The 14947-nt window shown below is 68.7% G+C and carries 13 protein-coding genes and 1 pseudogene; 7 read left to right on the top strand and 7 right to left on the bottom strand.

Annotated features, from left to right (window positions below; translation table 11 throughout):
* Window positions 1–27 precede the first annotated feature (27 nt).
* From AC10V3_RS21035 to AC10V3_RS21020, 4 genes are all read left to right on the top strand, one after another.
* Window positions 28–963 carry a LysR family transcriptional regulator gene (locus tag AC10V3_RS21035; RefSeq protein ID WP_022537311.1) on the top strand — a complete coding sequence of 312 codons (936 nt, stop codon included), beginning with the start codon at window positions 28–30 and terminating at the stop codon, window positions 961–963.
* 413 nt (window positions 964–1376) lie between these two features.
* Entirely contained in the window at window positions 1377–1691 is a 315-nt protein-coding gene (locus AC10V3_RS21030; RefSeq protein ID WP_041681655.1) for a FeoA family protein, read from the top strand.
* Between the two features lie 14 nt (window positions 1692–1705).
* On the top strand, window positions 1706–3565 hold the full coding sequence (feoB, locus tag AC10V3_RS21025) for a ferrous iron transport protein B (RefSeq protein WP_490923990.1): 1860 nt from the start codon (window positions 1706–1708) through the stop codon (window positions 3563–3565).
* 25 nt (window positions 3566–3590) lie between these two features.
* Window positions 3591–3908, top strand: a complete 318-nt coding sequence (locus tag AC10V3_RS21020) for a DUF6587 family protein (protein WP_022537308.1) — start codon at window positions 3591–3593, stop codon at window positions 3906–3908.
* Between the two features lie 431 nt (window positions 3909–4339).
* On the opposite strand, the gene AC10V3_RS21015 is transcribed toward AC10V3_RS21020, so the two are convergent.
* Entirely contained in the window at window positions 4340–5647 is a 1308-nt protein-coding gene (locus AC10V3_RS21015) for a hypothetical protein (RefSeq protein ID WP_041681654.1), read from the bottom strand.
* Window positions 5648–6056: 409 nt separating this feature from the next.
* On the opposite strand from AC10V3_RS21015, the pseudogene AC10V3_RS21010 reads away from it, so the two are divergent.
* Window positions 6057–6779 (top strand): annotated as a pseudogene (locus AC10V3_RS21010) (hydroxymethylglutaryl-CoA lyase-like TIM-barrel protein); the annotation flags it as partial.
* 389 nt (window positions 6780–7168) lie between these two features.
* Window positions 7169–7816 (top strand): OmpW/AlkL family protein, encoded by a 648-nt coding sequence (locus AC10V3_RS21005; protein ID WP_022537304.1) that lies wholly within the window; start codon window positions 7169–7171, stop codon window positions 7814–7816.
* 79 nt (window positions 7817–7895) lie between these two features.
* Here AC10V3_RS21005 and AC10V3_RS21000 read toward each other — a convergent pair whose 3' ends face one another.
* Entirely contained in the window at window positions 7896–9374 is a 1479-nt protein-coding gene (locus AC10V3_RS21000) for an AMP nucleosidase (protein ID WP_022537303.1), read from the bottom strand.
* A 195-nt stretch (window positions 9375–9569) separates the two neighbouring features.
* Here AC10V3_RS21000 and AC10V3_RS20995 point away from each other — a divergent pair, with 195 nt between their 5' ends.
* Window positions 9570–9959 carry a GNAT family N-acetyltransferase gene (locus AC10V3_RS20995; RefSeq protein WP_022537302.1) on the top strand — a complete coding sequence of 130 codons (390 nt, stop codon included), beginning with the start codon at window positions 9570–9572 and terminating at the stop codon, window positions 9957–9959.
* A 42-nt stretch (window positions 9960–10001) separates the two neighbouring features.
* Here the strand turns inward: AC10V3_RS20995 and AC10V3_RS20990 are convergent, their stop codons facing one another.
* From AC10V3_RS20990 to AC10V3_RS20970, 5 genes are all read right to left on the bottom strand, one after another.
* Window positions 10002–10763: an NADPH-dependent F420 reductase gene (locus tag AC10V3_RS20990; RefSeq protein WP_490923989.1), complete on the bottom strand. Its 762-nt coding sequence runs from the start codon at window positions 10761–10763 to the stop codon at window positions 10002–10004.
* Window positions 10764–10955: 192 nt separating this feature from the next.
* Window positions 10956–12002 carry an MBL fold metallo-hydrolase gene (locus AC10V3_RS20985; protein ID WP_022537300.1) on the bottom strand — a complete coding sequence of 349 codons (1047 nt, stop codon included), beginning with the start codon at window positions 12000–12002 and terminating at the stop codon, window positions 10956–10958.
* A 207-nt stretch (window positions 12003–12209) separates the two neighbouring features.
* Window positions 12210–13178, bottom strand: coding sequence for a Bug family tripartite tricarboxylate transporter substrate binding protein (locus AC10V3_RS20980; protein WP_022537299.1), 969 nt, complete (start codon window positions 13176–13178; stop codon window positions 12210–12212).
* Between the two features lie 43 nt (window positions 13179–13221).
* Window positions 13222–13563: an AtuA-related protein gene (locus AC10V3_RS20975; protein WP_022537298.1), complete on the bottom strand. Its 342-nt coding sequence runs from the start codon at window positions 13561–13563 to the stop codon at window positions 13222–13224.
* Between the two features lie 13 nt (window positions 13564–13576).
* Window positions 13577–14938 carry an acyclic terpene utilization AtuA family protein gene (locus AC10V3_RS20970; RefSeq protein WP_022537297.1) on the bottom strand — a complete coding sequence of 454 codons (1362 nt, stop codon included), beginning with the start codon at window positions 14936–14938 and terminating at the stop codon, window positions 13577–13579.
* Window positions 14939–14947 lie beyond the last annotated feature (9 nt).

Genomic DNA, 14947 nt, shown 5'->3' with positions numbered 1-14947 from the left:
CTTGATCCATATAATTTTTGTATCGCCATGGAATTCCGCCACCTGCGTTACTTCCTCGTGCTGGCCGAGGAACTGCACTTCGGCCGGGCCGCCCGCCGGCTGGCCATCTCGCAGCCGCCGCTGTCGCTCAATATCCAGCAGCTCGAGGCATCGCTCGGGGCGCGGCTGTTCGACCGCGATAGCCGCGGCGTGCGCCTGACCGCGGCCGGGCGGGCCTTCCGCGAATCGGCCACGGCGCTGCTGGCGCAGGCCGAAGCCGCGCGGGTGCTGGCGCGCGAGATCGAGGCCGGCGCGGTCGGCAGGCTGCGGGTGGGCTTTGTCGGGTCGATGCTGTACCGCGGGCTGCCGCAGTTCCTGCGCGATTTCGAGGCGGCGTATCCGGGCATCCAGGTGGCGCTGACCGAGCTGAACTCGCAGGAACAGATCGACGCGCTGCTGCACGACGAACTGGATGCCGCCTTTATCCATACCGGCCGCGTGCCCGAACCGCTGCAGGCAACGCTGGTGCATAGCGAGCCCTTTGTCTGCTGCCTGCCCGCCGACCATCCGATGGCCAGGCGCGACGAATTGCCGCTGGCCGAGCTGCGCGACGAGCCGTTCGTACTGTTCTCGCGCAAGGCGTCGCCGGACTACTACAGCCGCATCTTCGACATGTGCGCGGCGCAGGGCTTCTATCCGCAGATCCGGCACGAGGTGCGCCACTGGCTGTCGGTGGTGTCGCTGGTATCGCAGGGGATGGGAGTGGCGGTGGTGCCCGCGGCGCTTGCGCGCTCGGGCATGGCCGGCGCTGCGTTCCTGCCGCTGGCGGGCACCGCGGTTCGCTCGGAGGTCTATTGCGTGTGGAAGGCGGCGCCGGATCATCCGGCCCGCGACAACTTTGTCGCCATGATCCGTACAACGACAGGCCAAGCCCAGGCAAGCGCCCAAGAAAAAGCCACCGGCCCAACGGCCGATGGCTTGTGAAGTACGCGTGGAACGGGGTGTTCAGCGTGCTTGCAGCTTAACGCCACGGGCTGACGGCATCCAATAACGCAAATGTAGTAATTGCATCGCTTTGCATGAAGCCGGCAGCATTCGGCTTCGCACAGCCGAATGCTGGTGCGCCAGGCTGAATCGCCGGCACCCCAGGCCCATGCTGGAATGGCGCGCGGGAACTCCCTGGGCTGTACCAACACTCCCATCGCAAGCGGTTATCATTCGCCTCCTGCCGCGCGCCTGGGCGCGGGCAGCCGCCGGCATGCCCGCCCCCTGTGGGGCATCGCCGCGCCCCATTTGCGATACAATGAAAACGATTTTCATTTACGTACCCCGGCGGGGTCCTGCCGGCCGCATGGCGGCCCCCTGGCGGCAGACCGCGCCAACGGACTGGAAGCATGATGCGCTTGTCTGAACTTCCACGGCGCACGCCCGCCGTTGTGCAATCGGTGGACGACGCCACGCCGGGGGATCCGGTCGCGCGCCGCCTGCGGGAGCTGGGCTTCGTGCCCGGCGAAGCGGTGCAGATCATCGCCTACGGCCCCTTCGGCATGGATCCGCTGGTGGCGCAGGTGGGCTTCACCCGCTTTGCGCTGCGCCGCTCGGAAGCGGCGCGCATCGGCGTCGAGATCGCGAGCGCCACGGTCACCAGCATCGCCCCCGCCACGCAGGCGGACGACCAGCCCGGCACCACGACGGCCAAACGGACCGCCTGATCCTCCCCCGGAATATGTCTGCAGCAGCTCCCTCTACTTCTGCCCTGCGCATCGCGCTGGTCGGCAATCCCAATTGCGGCAAGACCGCGCTGTTCAACCGCCTGACCGGCAGCCGCCAGAAGGTGGCCAACTACGCCGGCGTGACCGTCGAGCGCAAGGAAGGCTATTTCGTGTCGCCGGCGGGGCGCCAGGTACGCATCCTGGACCTGCCCGGCGCCTACAGCCTGCACGCGGCCAGCCTCGATGAAGCCATCACGCGCGACGTCTGCCTGGGCGTGCGCGCGGGCGAGCAGCGCCCCGACCTGCTGGTCTCGGTGGTCGATGCGACCAACCTGCGCCTGCACCTGCGCTTCGTGCTGGAACTACGCCGCCTGGGCCTGCCGATGGTGGTGGTGCTCAATATGAGCGACGCCGCCGCGCGGCGCGGCATCCAGATCGACCGCGACAAGCTGGCGGCGGCGCTCGGCGTACCGGTGGTGAGTACCGTGGCGGTCAGGCGCGACGGCGCCGCGGCGCTGATCCAGTTGCTCGACGACACGCTGCCGCCAGCCCCGCCGTCCAGCCCGGAGCCGGCCAGCGACGTCGACGTGCATGCCGAGGTCAACCGGCTGCTCGCCGCCGCGGTCAGCATGCCGGCGCGCACCGCAGCACTGGATGACCGGCTCGACCGCATCGTGCTGCACCCGGTGTTAGGCCTGCTGCTGCTGGCCGTGCTGCTGTTCCTGATGTTCCAGGCGGTGTTCTCCTGGGCCGAGCCACTGATGGACGGCATCGAGGGCGGCGTGCACTGGGCCGGCGAGCTGCTTGGCGCCTACCTGCCCGACGGCATGCTCAAGAGCCTGCTGGTCGACGGCCTGGTGGCGGGGCTGGGCAGCGTGGTGGTGTTCCTGCCGCAGATCCTGATCCTGTTCCTGTTTATCCTGACGCTGGAAGAATCCGGCTACCTGCCGCGCGCGGCCTTCCTGCTGGATCGGCTGATGATGGGCGCGGGGCTGTCGGGGCGTTCCTTCATCCCGCTGCTGTCGAGCTTTGCCTGCGCCATCCCCGGCATCATGGCCACGCGCACGATCCAGGATCCGCGCGACCGGCTCACCACCATCCTGGTGGCGCCGCTGATGACGTGCTCGGCGCGGCTGCCGGTCTATGCGCTGCTGATCGGCGCCTTCATCCCCCAGCGCACGGTGCTGGGCCTGTTCAACCTGCAGGGGCTGGTGCTGTTCGCGCTGTACGTGGCGGGCATCGTCAGCGCGCTGGTGGTGGCCTACGCGCTCAAGTTCTTCCGCCGCGACCGTACCGATCATCCGCTGCTGATGGAGCTGCCCTCGTACCGCATCCCTAACCCGCGCGATGTGGCCATCGGCCTGTGGGAGCGTGCCCGTATCTTCCTGTCGCGCGTGGGCAAGGTGATCCTGGCGCTGACGGTGCTGCTGTGGTTCCTGTCGACCTTCCCGGCGCCGCCCGCAGGCGCGACCGGTCCCGCGATCGACTACAGCTTTGCCGGCATGATCGGCCACGCGCTGCAGAAGGTGTTCGCGCCGGTGGGCTTCAACTGGCAGATCTGCATTGCACTGGTGCCGGGCCTGGCCGCGCGCGAGGTGGCGGTGGGTGCGCTGGCGACGGTCTATGCGCTGTCGGGCAGCGAAGACACCGTCGCCACGCAGCTGGCGCCGATGATCGCGGCGCAATGGTCGCTGGCCACCGCGCTGTCGCTGCTGGCGTGGTTCGTGTTCGCGCCGCAGTGCATCTCCACACTGGCGGTGATCCGGCGCGAGACCAACTCGTGGAAGGTGATGGCGGTGTCGGCCGCCTACCTGACCGGGCTGGCCTACCTGGCGTCGTTCCTGACCTACCGCATCGCGCTGCTGTTCAGCTGACGCTGCTACGTCTTCATTTGCTGCCATGACTCCCTACCACGCCATCGAAACGCTGCTGGTCCCGCTGATCGTGCTGGCGTGCGCGCTGTCGGTGCTCGCGCGCTACGCGCCGCGCACGCGCGAGCGGGTCAAGGCGGCGCTGGCGGCGCGCCTGGGCGGGGCTGCCGCCACCGGCCTGCGTGGCCGGCTGGTGCGCTGGCTGGCGCCGCAGGCGGCCGCGGGCTGCGCCAGCGGCTGCGACGATGGCGGCTGCAATACCTGCGGCTCCAATACCGCGAACACCACCGAGACGCAGCAGGGCAAGCCTGCCGAGCAGGTGGTGCGCTTCGTGCGCAAGCGCTGAATCGCGCGCTTTTCTTCCCTCACGCTTTCACGCAGAAACGGGTACGCCCGCTGCTTCCGCCCGGCGCGGAAGCAGCGGTTTGCACTCGCTTGTACGAGCCATGGTGGCTGTCCGGCGTCGCCCGGGTGCGCGTGCGAAGGCTTATGCCGACGCACGCAGAAATGGGTACGCATGGCATGTCGCGCGTGTGGTGCCATGAGATTGCAGGGGCCGGCAAAGGTCGGCGCATGCCTGTCTTGTCGGCTTGTATCGGGCTGCGCCCGGCATCGGAAATGCGCTTCGTGGCGTCACGCAGAAATGGGTACGCTTTGCCCTCATCCCTCTCCCGCAAGCGAGAGAGACGGGAGCAAAACCGCGCAGCGAGAGTCCGGCCCCAAACGCAAACGCCCTCCATCCGGAGGGCGTTTTGCATGGCGCGGGAGACCTGATGCTTACTTGACGGTGCCGAAATAAACCAGCTTCAGCGCCGTGTTGTCCGCCACCGCGTTACAGGTCACGGTGATGGTGAAAGCGCCGGGCGCCGTGCCAGAAACGTAGTTCTGGTTCGGCGTAAAGCCCGGCGTCAGCTGCACAGGGCCGGTGCTGGCCCACGCCCAGTTGGCGCACGCGGTGTACTGCGCGTCGTTGCCCAGGTTCTTCATGCGTGCCGTCACGGGGATGCTCATCGGCGGCATCAGCAGCAGTGCCATCGGCTGCTGGTTGTCGCCGACCAGCGCCCACTTGGGATGCTCGGTCACTGACAGGCCGGCGCTCGGACGAGCGGCAAGCTTGGTGCTCACCGCAGTCACTGTCAGTGTGCTCTGCACCGGGCCGGTGTCCTTGGCAAGGCTGGTCTGGACCGTCGCGTCATGCGTGCCGGCCGCTTCCGACGCGGACAGCGTGGGCGACGTGGCGGTGTAGGTCCAGGTGCCGTCAAACTCCGCTGTCACGTCCTGGCCGTCATTGCGCAGCACGCGCGAGGTGATGGTCGCCGGGCGGTCGTTGAACACCTGCAGCGCGTCCACGGGCTGGCCATTCTGCGTGGTCACCACGCGATACGTGGCCGTACCGTTCTTCTGCACCGTCACCGCGATCACCCCGCCGAGCGCGCGGCCATCGGGCGCCGTGACCGACACCGTGACGTTGGCCGTGGCCGCGGTGGTGGTCGAGCTGTTGCTCGCCTGCAGCGTGGCGCTGTTCTGGTTGGCCGTGACCTGGACCGCGGCGCCGCTGCTGGCCCATGCCCAGCTGTTGACGCTCGCCGAAACGTCGCTGCCGTTGCTGTCGATCAGCGATACCTTGACCGGCAGGGTCTGCCCGTCGCTCATCGACAGGCTGGTATTCGGGATCGACAGGCTGTACGACAGCGCAGACGCCGGCACCACCGTGATGGTGGCAGATTGCGCGGGCAGCTGCACGGTCGTGTTGTCGGCCTTCTTGACGGTCGCCACCACCTGCACGGTGGTCGAGCCGGTGGCAACGCCCCGGACCACGGCGCTGCCAGGTGTGGCGGCGCTTGACTCCACGCTGGCAACGGCGCTGTCAGTGCTGGTCCAGGTAAAGGTGGTGTTGCCGCTCACGTCGACGCCGTTGTTGTCCACCGCCAGCGCGCTGATGGTGAGCGTGCGGCCCACGCCAACCGAGCCGGAGGTCACGCTCATGCTCATGGTATAGGTCAGCGGCGTGGTGCCGCCTGCGTTTGGCGTGGCGGGCGCGCTCGAACCGCCACCGCCACCGCAAGCCGCCAGAAGAAATGTCATGGCAGTGCCTGTCAGCCAGGATGCCCACGTTCTCAGTCTCATGATGTTCCCCCCAGTCATGTGTTTTTTCCCGCGCTACCAGCCTAGGCGCAATGGCGCCAGCGCTGTACCGGCCAGACGACTGAGCGGCGGCGCACGGATGGTGAGGCGCTCTCATCCTTTCAGCGCAGGGGCCACCGCCATACGGGCGAGACTCCCGCCCCCGGCGCGGCCGCGCTGGAAGCGCGCCACCACCGTTTGGCGCAGGCGCGCCTCCCGCTTCCAGCGCAGCTCCCCCGATCGGGCCACGCCGCCATCGACCGCCCTCGCTGCCCGCGCGCGCGTGCTGGCGGCCCTGGCATCGGCCCGCGCCCTGCGCGCTTCCTCGCTACTGCTAAGCCTGCCGACCGGTTGCCGGGCCTAGGGCCCCGTGGCAGTTCGGCAGCCTTTCGCCACCCCTTTTCCGTTTTTCGTTTTCTGCGTCAAGTACCAGCCCGCCGCCACCGTCGACATTCCCGACCGCACCTGGCCCAGCCAGCGCATCACGCGCGCACCGCTGTGGATGAGCACCGACCTGCGCGATGGCAACCAGGCGCTGATCGAGCCGATGAGCCCGGCGCGCAAGCTGTGCTTCTTTGAACAGCTGGTAAAGATCGGCCTGAAGGAAATCGAAGTGGCATTCGCCGCGGCGTCGCAGACTGACTTCGATTTCGTGCGCATGCTGATCGAAGAGGGGCGCATTCCCGACGACGTCAGCATCGTGGTGCTGACGCAATCGCGTGAAGACCTGATCCGCCGCACCGTCGAGTCCGTGCGCGGCGCGGCGCGCGCCACGGTGCACCTGTAGAACCCGATCGCGCCGGCGTGGCGGCGCATCGTCTTCAATGCTTCGCGCGAAGAGATCAGGGAGGTGGCGGTGTCGGGCACGCGCCTGATCAAAGCACTGACCGATGCCATGCCCGAGGCGGTATGAACCTATGAGTATTCGCCCGAGACCTTCAGCCTCGCCGAACTCGACTTCTCGCTGGAAGTGAGCGACGCCGTCTCCGCGGCCTGGCAGGCCGGCCCGAGCCGCCCGATGATCCTTAACCTGCCGACCACGGTGGAATGCAGCACGCCTAACGTGTTTGCCGACCAGGTCGAATGGATGCACGCGATCGAGGCCTGACGCATCGAACGCCGCAAGGAAAGCTGCAAGAAAACCGGTGTGCCCCGCCCCCACGGGGCACACCCGGAAAGACGCCCTTGCGGACGCCCACGACATGCCCGGTGCCAAGGCGCCCGCCGCTTGCTGCGTGCACGCGGGCGCCGATCTCCTGCACAGCGTAAGGGCCCGCGCCGCGCCGCGCCACGAATAAATCCGCATGTGTTTAGAAGCGCCACGGCAGCGGCACTACGGGCTGCGCGCGCACTAGGCACGCGCTGTGGCGCCATCGCGACGCCGCGACGCCCTGCCATGAGACTTGTTCTGCATCAAGACCGGCCCAAGGCCCCTCGGCCACACTGGGCCCGGATTTCTTACCAGACCAAGTCAGAAACATCATGAAGAAGCTCTCTCTCCGCACCCGGGTCACCTGTTCCGCCATCGCCGCCGGCGCCCTGCTCGGCGCCTTCGCCACGCCGGCCATCGCCGCCGGCGATGAAGCCCAGGGCAACTGGATGGTGCGTCTGCGCGGCACCTACCTCGACATGGCCAACAGCTCCGATCCCGTGGGCGGCGTGGGCGCGTCGGACCGCATCACGGTCAACAACAAGTGGATTCCCGAGTTCGACGTCACCTACTTCTTCACACCCAACATCGCCGCCGAACTGGTGCTGACCGTGCAGCAGAAGCAGAACGTCTACCTCGACGGGAACAAGGTCGGCACCTTCAAGCACCTGCCGCCGACGCTGCTGGTCCAGTACCACTTCATCCCTAACGGCACCTTCCGTCCGTATATCGGCGCCGGCCTGAACTTCACCCGCATCTGGGGCGAGAACATCGCCAACAACTCGCTGCAGCTGGACAGCTGGAGCGTGGGCCCGGCGCTGCAGATCGGCATGGACTACAAGCTGACCAAGAACTGGTTCCTGAACGCCGACGTCAAGAAGATCTGGCTGTCGAGCGACGTCAAGGCGGGCGACGTCAAGGTGTCCAAGGTGAGCCTGGACCCGTGGCTGTTCAGCATGGGCGTGGGCTACCGCTTCTGATCCTGAAGTCCCATGCAAAAGGCCGGCGCCATTCGGGCGCCGGCCTTTTGCTTTTGCCGGGACGCAGAACTGCGCAGGCCTAACGGAACGCCGGCTCGTCAAAGCTGCGCAGCTTGCGCGAGTGCAGCTGCTCGACACCGTTCTCGCGCAGGATGCGGATCGCTTCCAGGCCGATGGTCATATGCTGGCTGACGCGCTGGCGGTAGAAGGCATTGGCCATGCCGCGCAGCTTCAGCTCGCCGTGCAGCGGCTTGTCCGAGACGCACAGCAGCGTGCCATAGGGCACCCGCAACCGGAAGCCGTTGGCGGCCACCGCCGCGCTTTCCATGTCGATGGCGATCGCGCGCGACTGGTTGAAGCGCGCGTACAGCGACTTGGACTTGAGCTCCCAGTTGCGGTCGTCGGTGGAGACCACGGTGCCGGTGCGCATGCGGGTCTTCATCTCGTTGCCGGACAGCCCGGTCACCCGCGCCACCGCCTCCTGCAGCGCTACCTGGATCTCGGCGATCGGCGGCACCGGCACCCATGGCGGCAGGTCGTGGTCGAGCACGTGGTCGTCGCGCACATAGGCGTGCGCCAGCACGTAGTCGCCCAGCTGCTGCGAGCGGCGCAGGCCGCCGCAGTGGCCCACCATCAGCCAGCAATGCGGGCGCAGCACAGCGAGGTGGTCGGTCATGGTCTTGGCGTTGGACGGACCCACGCCGATATTGACCAGCGTCACGCCCAGCTTGTCTTCGCGCACCAGGTGGTAGGCCGGCATCTGCGGCAGCGCGCGCGGGCGCGTGGCGTCCTCAGGCTCCACGCCCCCCAGCTCCTGCACCACGTCGCCGGGCTCGACAAAGTGGGTGTAGCCGCCGCCATCGCTGCTGGCCATCAGCCCGCGTCCGAGCGCGACGAACTCGTCGACATAACGCTGGTAGTTGGTGAACAGCACGAAGCGCTGGAAATGCTGCGGCGCCGTGCCGGTGTAGTGGTACAGCCGCTGCAGCGCCAGGTCCACGCGCTCGGCGGGGAACAGCGACAGCGGCCAGGCCTCGCCCGGGATCGGCTCATAGGTGCCGTTGGCGATGCCGTCGTCGATCCGGCTCAGTTCGGGCAGCACGAACGAGGCTTCGAGCTCGCGCGCCTGGGTGTAGCTGATGTCGGTGGTCGAGGCCTCGATCACGAATGGCAGCGGGATCGGCCGCCGGCTCAGCCCCACCACCACCGGCACGCGGTGGTAGCGCATCAGCCGCTCGATCTGGTCGCGGTAGTAGTCCGCCAGCAGGTCGGGGCGCGTGACCGTGGTGCCGTACACCCCAGGGTAGGCCACCGTGCCCCATGACGGGCGGCTGTCGGTGACCATGGTTTCGATATTGACCGAGATGCCCAGGTACGGATAGCACGCGTGCGCGGCCGAGGGCAGCGGCTTGCCGCTGGCGAACGCGTCAAAGCGCGCGCGCACGGCCCCGACCGAGGCCTCGTAGATCTCGCGGATGCGCGCCAGCGCGGCGTCGGCGTCGGCGAACTCGGCCAACTGGTCGGCCGGATGGGCGGAGGAAAAGACGGGGGCGTTCATGGAGCCATGATACCGCGCCGGCGCGCGGGCGGGAGGCGCGTCCCACCCCACCACAGGCCAAATTGACGCGCCCGCGCCCGCTCGCTACACTCCGCCAATTGTGCGGCACGGGTTCCCGTGCCGTTCTCGACTCGCGGCGCCCCTGGTGGCAAGGGGCGGCGAGGGGCCGTACATGCTTTACTGGGAGAGCCGCCAATGGAAATCCGTAACCTGTTGCCCGAGGACATCGAGGCAGCCAGACAACTACTGATCGCCAACGGCTGGGCTCAACGGGTGGGCGGCCCGGACAAATTCGCGCGGCTGGTCGCCAATTCCCAGCGCGTAGCCGTTGCGGTGGAGAACGGCGAGATCGTCGGCTTCGCCCGCGCACTGTGCGACGACGTCTCTGACGGCTTCCTGTCGATGGTTGCGGTGGCACCCAGCCATCGCCGGCGCGGCATCGGCCGCGCCCTCGTGCGGCACATCATGGGCAACGACCCCGACATCACCTGGATGCTGCGCGCCGCGCGCTCCTCCGAAGCCGCGTTTTTCGGCCAGCTCGGCTTCACGCCGTCGATGGTCGCGATGGAGCGGCGCCGGCCCTGAATCGCCCCTGAAATCGCCCCTGAGCGGCCCTCCGGCGGACCGTCAGCGTCCGCCCATCTTGCGCCGGAATTCCTCGGCCGTCCCGACCTGCCGGAACAGCGGCCCACCCGGCGCAAAGCGGTCCGCGCTCGCCAGCGGCCCCACCACCACCGGTTCGAAACCCGCAGCGCGCACCAGTTGCGCGGCCACGTCGAGCGCGGCCTTGTCGTCGCCCGCGATGGGCACCGCCACCAGCCCGCCCCTGCGGTGGTGCTCGCTGGCAAACTGCGCCGCCCCCATGAAGTTGAAGGCCCGCACCACGCGCGCGCCGCGCAGGTAGCGCGCGGTGGTGAGGCCGATGCCGTCGCGCTTCGCATCCTCGGTGATCGGGCCATCGCGGTGCTCATAGGCGTTGGTGGCATCGAGCACGATCTTGCCTTTCCAGGCATCGGCATGGTCGCGGCTGAGCTGCGGCAGCGCGCCGTAGGGCGTGGCCAGGAACAGCACGTCGGAAAACGCGATGGCCTCGGCCACCGTGCCCGCGCGCGCAAGCGGACCCAGTTCTTCCACCAGTGGCTTGAGTGCCTCAGGGTGCCGCGAAGAGAACAGGACCGGGTGCCCGGCCTTGACCCACAGCCCGCCAATGGTGCCGCCGATCCGGCCCGAGCCGATCACGCCGATGCGCTGCGCGGCGGCGCCGTCGCGGCCCGCGGCCGGGCTGCCCTGCGCGCAGGCAGCCCGCGGCAGGACGAGTACAAAGGCGGCCGCGGCGGCGCCGAGCAGCCGGCGGCGAGCGGAATTGAGCCCAGATGCGCTGGTGTGCATGGCAAATCCTCCGGCAGTGGACAGGTGATCCGCACGCCGTACGCGCCGCGCGGGGGCCACTGGATGACTCTAGGCGAAAAAGGCGGCAAGGCGAGGGAGAAGGCAACGACTAGGCAACAACAAGGCGGCCAGCACGCGTACCCGCAAACGGCAACGGCTGCGCATGCGGCCGTTGCCTTGGTCGACCGGCCGTTATCGGTCCGTACGGATCGGTCCGTACTCGGCCGGCACCCAGGTGTACCCGGCCGCGTCGCGACGCACATGGCCCAGCCCCGGGAACGGCAGGTGCGCGCCGCCCACCCACAACCGGCCCTTGGCCGCATCGGCCAGGATGCGCTTGCGCGTGATCACCGCCGCGTGGCTGTCCGTGTCGAACTCGATGGCCACCTGCGGGCGCCGGAACTGCACCGCATGGCTGTGGATGATGTCGCCCCACAGCAGCAGGCTGTCCTTGCCCGAGGTGAACACGTAGCCGCTGTGGCCGGGCGTATGGCCGTAGGCCGGCACCGCACGCACGCCCGGGATCGGCTCGGCGCCCGCGCCGCCGTTGAAGGAGCGGAAGCGGTTCGCCGCCTGGTATGGGGCGACCGCCGCACGCGCCATCGCAAACAGGCCCTGCGCGTCCTTCGGCGCGGCCGCCGCGGTGGCCTCGTTCAGCCAGTAATCGGCATCGGCCTTGTCGACATAGACCGTGGCATTGGGGAACGCCGGCTGGCCGTTGGCGGCCAGGCCGCAGGCGTGGTCGCCGTGCAGGTGAGTCAGCAGCACGGTGTCGACCTGCTCGGGCGCATATCCCGCGGCGCGCAGGTTCTCGCCGATGCGGCCCAGCGTCGGCCCGAAGCAGCCGGCCGCGCCGGTGTCGACCAGCACCAGGTTGCGGCCGGTGTTGATCAGGTACGCATTGACCGCGGTCTGCATGCCCGGCGTCGATTCGACGAACATCCGCGCCAGCAGGCTCTGTACCTCGCGCGCGCTGGTGTACTTGAGGATCTTCGGGTCCAGGTCGATGTAGCCGTCGTAGAGCGCGGTGACTTCGAGCTGGCCGACCATCATGCGGTAGTAGCCGGGCACCTGGGTCTTCTGCTGCGCGGGGGGCGTCGCCTGGGCCCTCGCCTCGCCGGCAGGCAGCACGGTGGCACCCACGGCAACAGCGATTGCGGCGCCCAGCACGGCCACCGCCGGCAGGCGGCGCTTCGCCGGGCAGGAGGTTGCGTGGCGCACGTTAGACTGCAGCTTCATTCCTGTTCCTGTTCTGGTTGGTGTTGTCGAGGAGACGGCCGATGCCACAAGGCGCGCGACGCAGCGATGCCGCGAGCGCACGGCCAGGACGTATCTTATCCGGGCCGCGCGAACAGGGTTGGAGAGCCAAAGCGTACCTACTTCTGCGTAAAAAGCGGGGCCACATGGCCCCGTTTTCCATGCATGCGAGCTTGCGCTGGCCTGCGTTCACTCCGGCTGGATATTCGCCGCCTTGATGATGCGGCCCCACTTGCCCGACTCCTGCTGCTGGAATTTCGCCAGCTCGGCAGGCGTGCTGGTAAACACCTCGGTACCCGTCGACTGGTAGAAGTTGGCCGCGGTATCGCTGCGCGCGGCCTTGACCATCATCGCGTTGAGCTTGGCCACGACCGGCTGCGGCGTGCCGGCCGGCGCGTAGGCCGCGAACCAGTAGCTCATCTCGTAGCCCTTGACCCCGGCTTCGTCGATGGTCGGCACGTCCGGTGCCAGCGGCGAGCGCGACTTGCCCGACACGCCCAGCGCGCGCAGCTTGCCGCTCTTGACCTGCGGCAGGCCGGTGGCGGTGTCGGTGATCATCATCTGGATCTGGTTGCCGAGCAGGTCGGTGATCGCCAGCGGGTTGCTCTTGTACGGCACGTGCAGCAGTTCCACGTGCGCCATCTGCTGGAACAGCTCGCCGGCGATGCGCGACGACGAGCTGCCGCTGCCGAAGCTGAGCTTGCCCGGCTGCTTCCTGGCCAGCGCGATGAACTCGCCCACGGTCTTGGCCGGCACCTGGGGGTTGACCACCATGATCTGGCCGCCGCGGCCGAGCGCGGTGACCGGCACGAAGTCCTTGATCGGGTCGTACGGCAGCTTCTTGAACAGGTGCTCGTTGGCGGCGTGCGTGGTGTTGGTGCTGATCAGCACGGTGTAGCCGTCGGGCGCGGCCTTGGCCACGTCGGACGCGGCGATAAAGCCATTGGCGCCAGGCTTGTTGTCGACCACCACGGTGGTCTTGCTATCCACGGTGATGGCCTGGCCGATGGCGCGCGCGAGCTGGTCGGTTGCGCTGCCCGCGGCGAATGGCACCACGAAGCGGATGGGCTTGTCCGGGTACTCGGCCCAGGCCTGCCCCGCGGGCAGGATCAGCGCGCACAGCGCGGCGGCGGCCAGTGGCTTGAGGAATCGGTACATCGTTGTCTCCTGTTGAAATCGTTGTCGGTGTTCGAACGGTATGTCAGGCGCCGCCGGCGAGCCGCGGCGGCAGCGGTATCTGCAGTTGCAGCAGGCGGAACGACAGCGCCTTGCCGTGCGTGTCGAGGTTGAGCGCGTCGTTGACGCCGCCATCGAGCACGCCGTCGAGGACGAAGTTCATCGCCTGCAGCGACGGCACCAGGTAGCGCGTGACGGCAGTGGGCTGGCGTTCGCGGAACAGCGCGCGCACGGCGTCTTCGGTGACATGGGCGACCAGGTGGTCGAAGTCGCGCGCGTCGTAGGCGATCACGCTGATGTTGGAACGGTCGCCCTTGTCGCCGGTGCGGCCGTGGGCAAACTGGTAGAGCGCGGCGGTAGCGGTCATCTCGTCGTCCTCCTTATGCGATGAAGCTGTGCGCGGCGGTCACGGCCTCGCGCGGTACCAGGCAAGACACGGCGTTCAGGCGGGCGCGCTGCACGGTGCGCACGCCGCCGCCGCCGGCCGGGCCGCAGGTGTAGAGCGCATTGACCTCGCGCAGCAGCGCCTGCGCCACCGCAAGCTCGTCATGCGCCAGCGCCGCGCGCAGGCGCACGTCCTGCGCTTCGGCCTCATGCGGCTGGGGCTGCGCCACCATCGTGCCGGCGTCGTCGGCCAGCACGCTGAGCACGCCGATCAGGTCGAAGCGGATCGGCACGTCATGGCCCAGCAGGCGCATGCGCTGGCGCAGGATGTCGGCGGCCAGGCGCGCGCGGGCGGCGGCGTTCGGGCCGGCGTAGGAGATCTCGCCCTCGGCGAGCCAGCCGCCGTGGCTGAACACATTAGCCTTGAGCTGCGCCGGGCGCGGGTGGCCGCGCACATTGCGCACCGCCACGCGGTCGGGGGCCAGTTGAGCGACCGTGACCGTACCAATATCTGCGACCACGTCGGGCGTCAGGTACGCGGCCGGATCGTGGACCTCGTACAGCAGCTGCTCCTTGACCGTGCGCAGGTCGACGCAGCCGCCGGTGCCGGCGGCCTTGAAGATCTCGATGCCGCCGTCGTCGTCGAGCTGGGCGATCGGGAAGCCCACCGCATGCACATCGGGTACGTCCTTCATGCCGGGATCGGCAAAGTACCCGCCGGTGACCTGCGCCCCGCATTCGAGCAGGTGCCCGGTCATGGTCGCGGCGGCCAGCCGGTCCCAGTCGTCCCAGGACCAGCCGAAGTGCGCCATCGCCGGCCCCACGGCCAGCGCCGGGTCGGCCACGCGGCCGCACACCACCACCTGCGCGCCATCCGCCAGCGCCGCGGCGATGCCTTGTGCGCCAATGTAGGCGTTGGCGCAGACGAAGCGGTCGGTGTCGAAGGCCGCGCCAAGGATGCCTTGCAGCAGCGTGCGCCCGGCCTCGTGCGAGAGATCATCGCCCTCCACCACCGCCACGCGCGGCGCCGGCAGGCCCAGTTCGCCGGCCAGCTGCAGCACGCGCCGCGCCGCCGCGCGCGGATTGGCCGCGCCGAAATTGCCGACGATGGGAATGCCGTGTTGCAGGCACAAAGCCAGCACCGGCGTCAGCAGCGCGTCGAGCAGGGGCTCGTAGCCCTGCGCGGGATCGTTGCGCCGCGCCAGCTGCGCCAGCGCCAGCGTGCGTTCGGCCAGCGTCTCGAAAATCAGCGCAGCGGGCTGGCCGGCGGCGATCAGCGTGCGCACCACCGGCAGCGCGGCGTCGGTGCGGTCACCGGAGAAGCCGGCGCCGGATCCGATCAGCAAGGGAGCAGTCATGGTCGGGGG

This window comes from Cupriavidus sp. PB-02, from assembly GCF_058252315.1.
Note: the sequence above shows the minus strand (reverse complement) of the source record. Positions and strands in the feature narration are given on the sequence as shown.

Excerpts from the sequence above, each read along its gene's own strand:
- AC10V3_RS21030 (WP_041681655.1), top strand. The coding sequence starts at position 1,377 with ATGCGCTTGTCTGAACTTCCACGGCGCACGCCCGCCGTTGTGCAATCG.
- AC10V3_RS20970 (WP_022537297.1), bottom strand. The coding sequence starts at position 14,938 with ATGACTGCTCCCTTGCTGATCGGATCCGGCGCCGGCTTCTCCGGTGAC.
- AC10V3_RS21005 (WP_022537304.1), top strand. The coding sequence starts at position 7,169 with ATGAAGAAGCTCTCTCTCCGCACCCGGGTCACCTGTTCCGCCATCGCC.
- feoB (WP_490923990.1), top strand. The coding sequence starts at position 1,706 with ATGTCTGCAGCAGCTCCCTCTACTTCTGCCCTGCGCATCGCGCTGGTC.
- AC10V3_RS20990 (WP_490923989.1), bottom strand. The coding sequence starts at position 10,763 with ATGCACACCAGCGCATCTGGGCTCAATTCCGCTCGCCGCCGGCTGCTC.
- AC10V3_RS20995 (WP_022537302.1), top strand. The coding sequence starts at position 9,570 with ATGGAAATCCGTAACCTGTTGCCCGAGGACATCGAGGCAGCCAGACAA.
- AC10V3_RS20980 (WP_022537299.1), bottom strand. The coding sequence starts at position 13,178 with ATGTACCGATTCCTCAAGCCACTGGCCGCCGCCGCGCTGTGCGCGCTG.
- AC10V3_RS21015 (WP_041681654.1), bottom strand. The coding sequence starts at position 5,647 with ATGACATTTCTTCTGGCGGCTTGCGGTGGCGGTGGCGGTTCGAGCGCG.
- AC10V3_RS20985 (WP_022537300.1), bottom strand. The coding sequence starts at position 12,002 with ATGAAGCTGCAGTCTAACGTGCGCCACGCAACCTCCTGCCCGGCGAAG.
- AC10V3_RS21035 (WP_022537311.1), top strand. The coding sequence starts at position 28 with ATGGAATTCCGCCACCTGCGTTACTTCCTCGTGCTGGCCGAGGAACTG.
- AC10V3_RS21000 (WP_022537303.1), bottom strand. The coding sequence starts at position 9,374 with ATGAACGCCCCCGTCTTTTCCTCCGCCCATCCGGCCGACCAGTTGGCC.
- AC10V3_RS20975 (WP_022537298.1), bottom strand. The coding sequence starts at position 13,563 with ATGACCGCTACCGCCGCGCTCTACCAGTTTGCCCACGGCCGCACCGGC.
- AC10V3_RS21020 (WP_022537308.1), top strand. The coding sequence starts at position 3,591 with ATGACTCCCTACCACGCCATCGAAACGCTGCTGGTCCCGCTGATCGTG.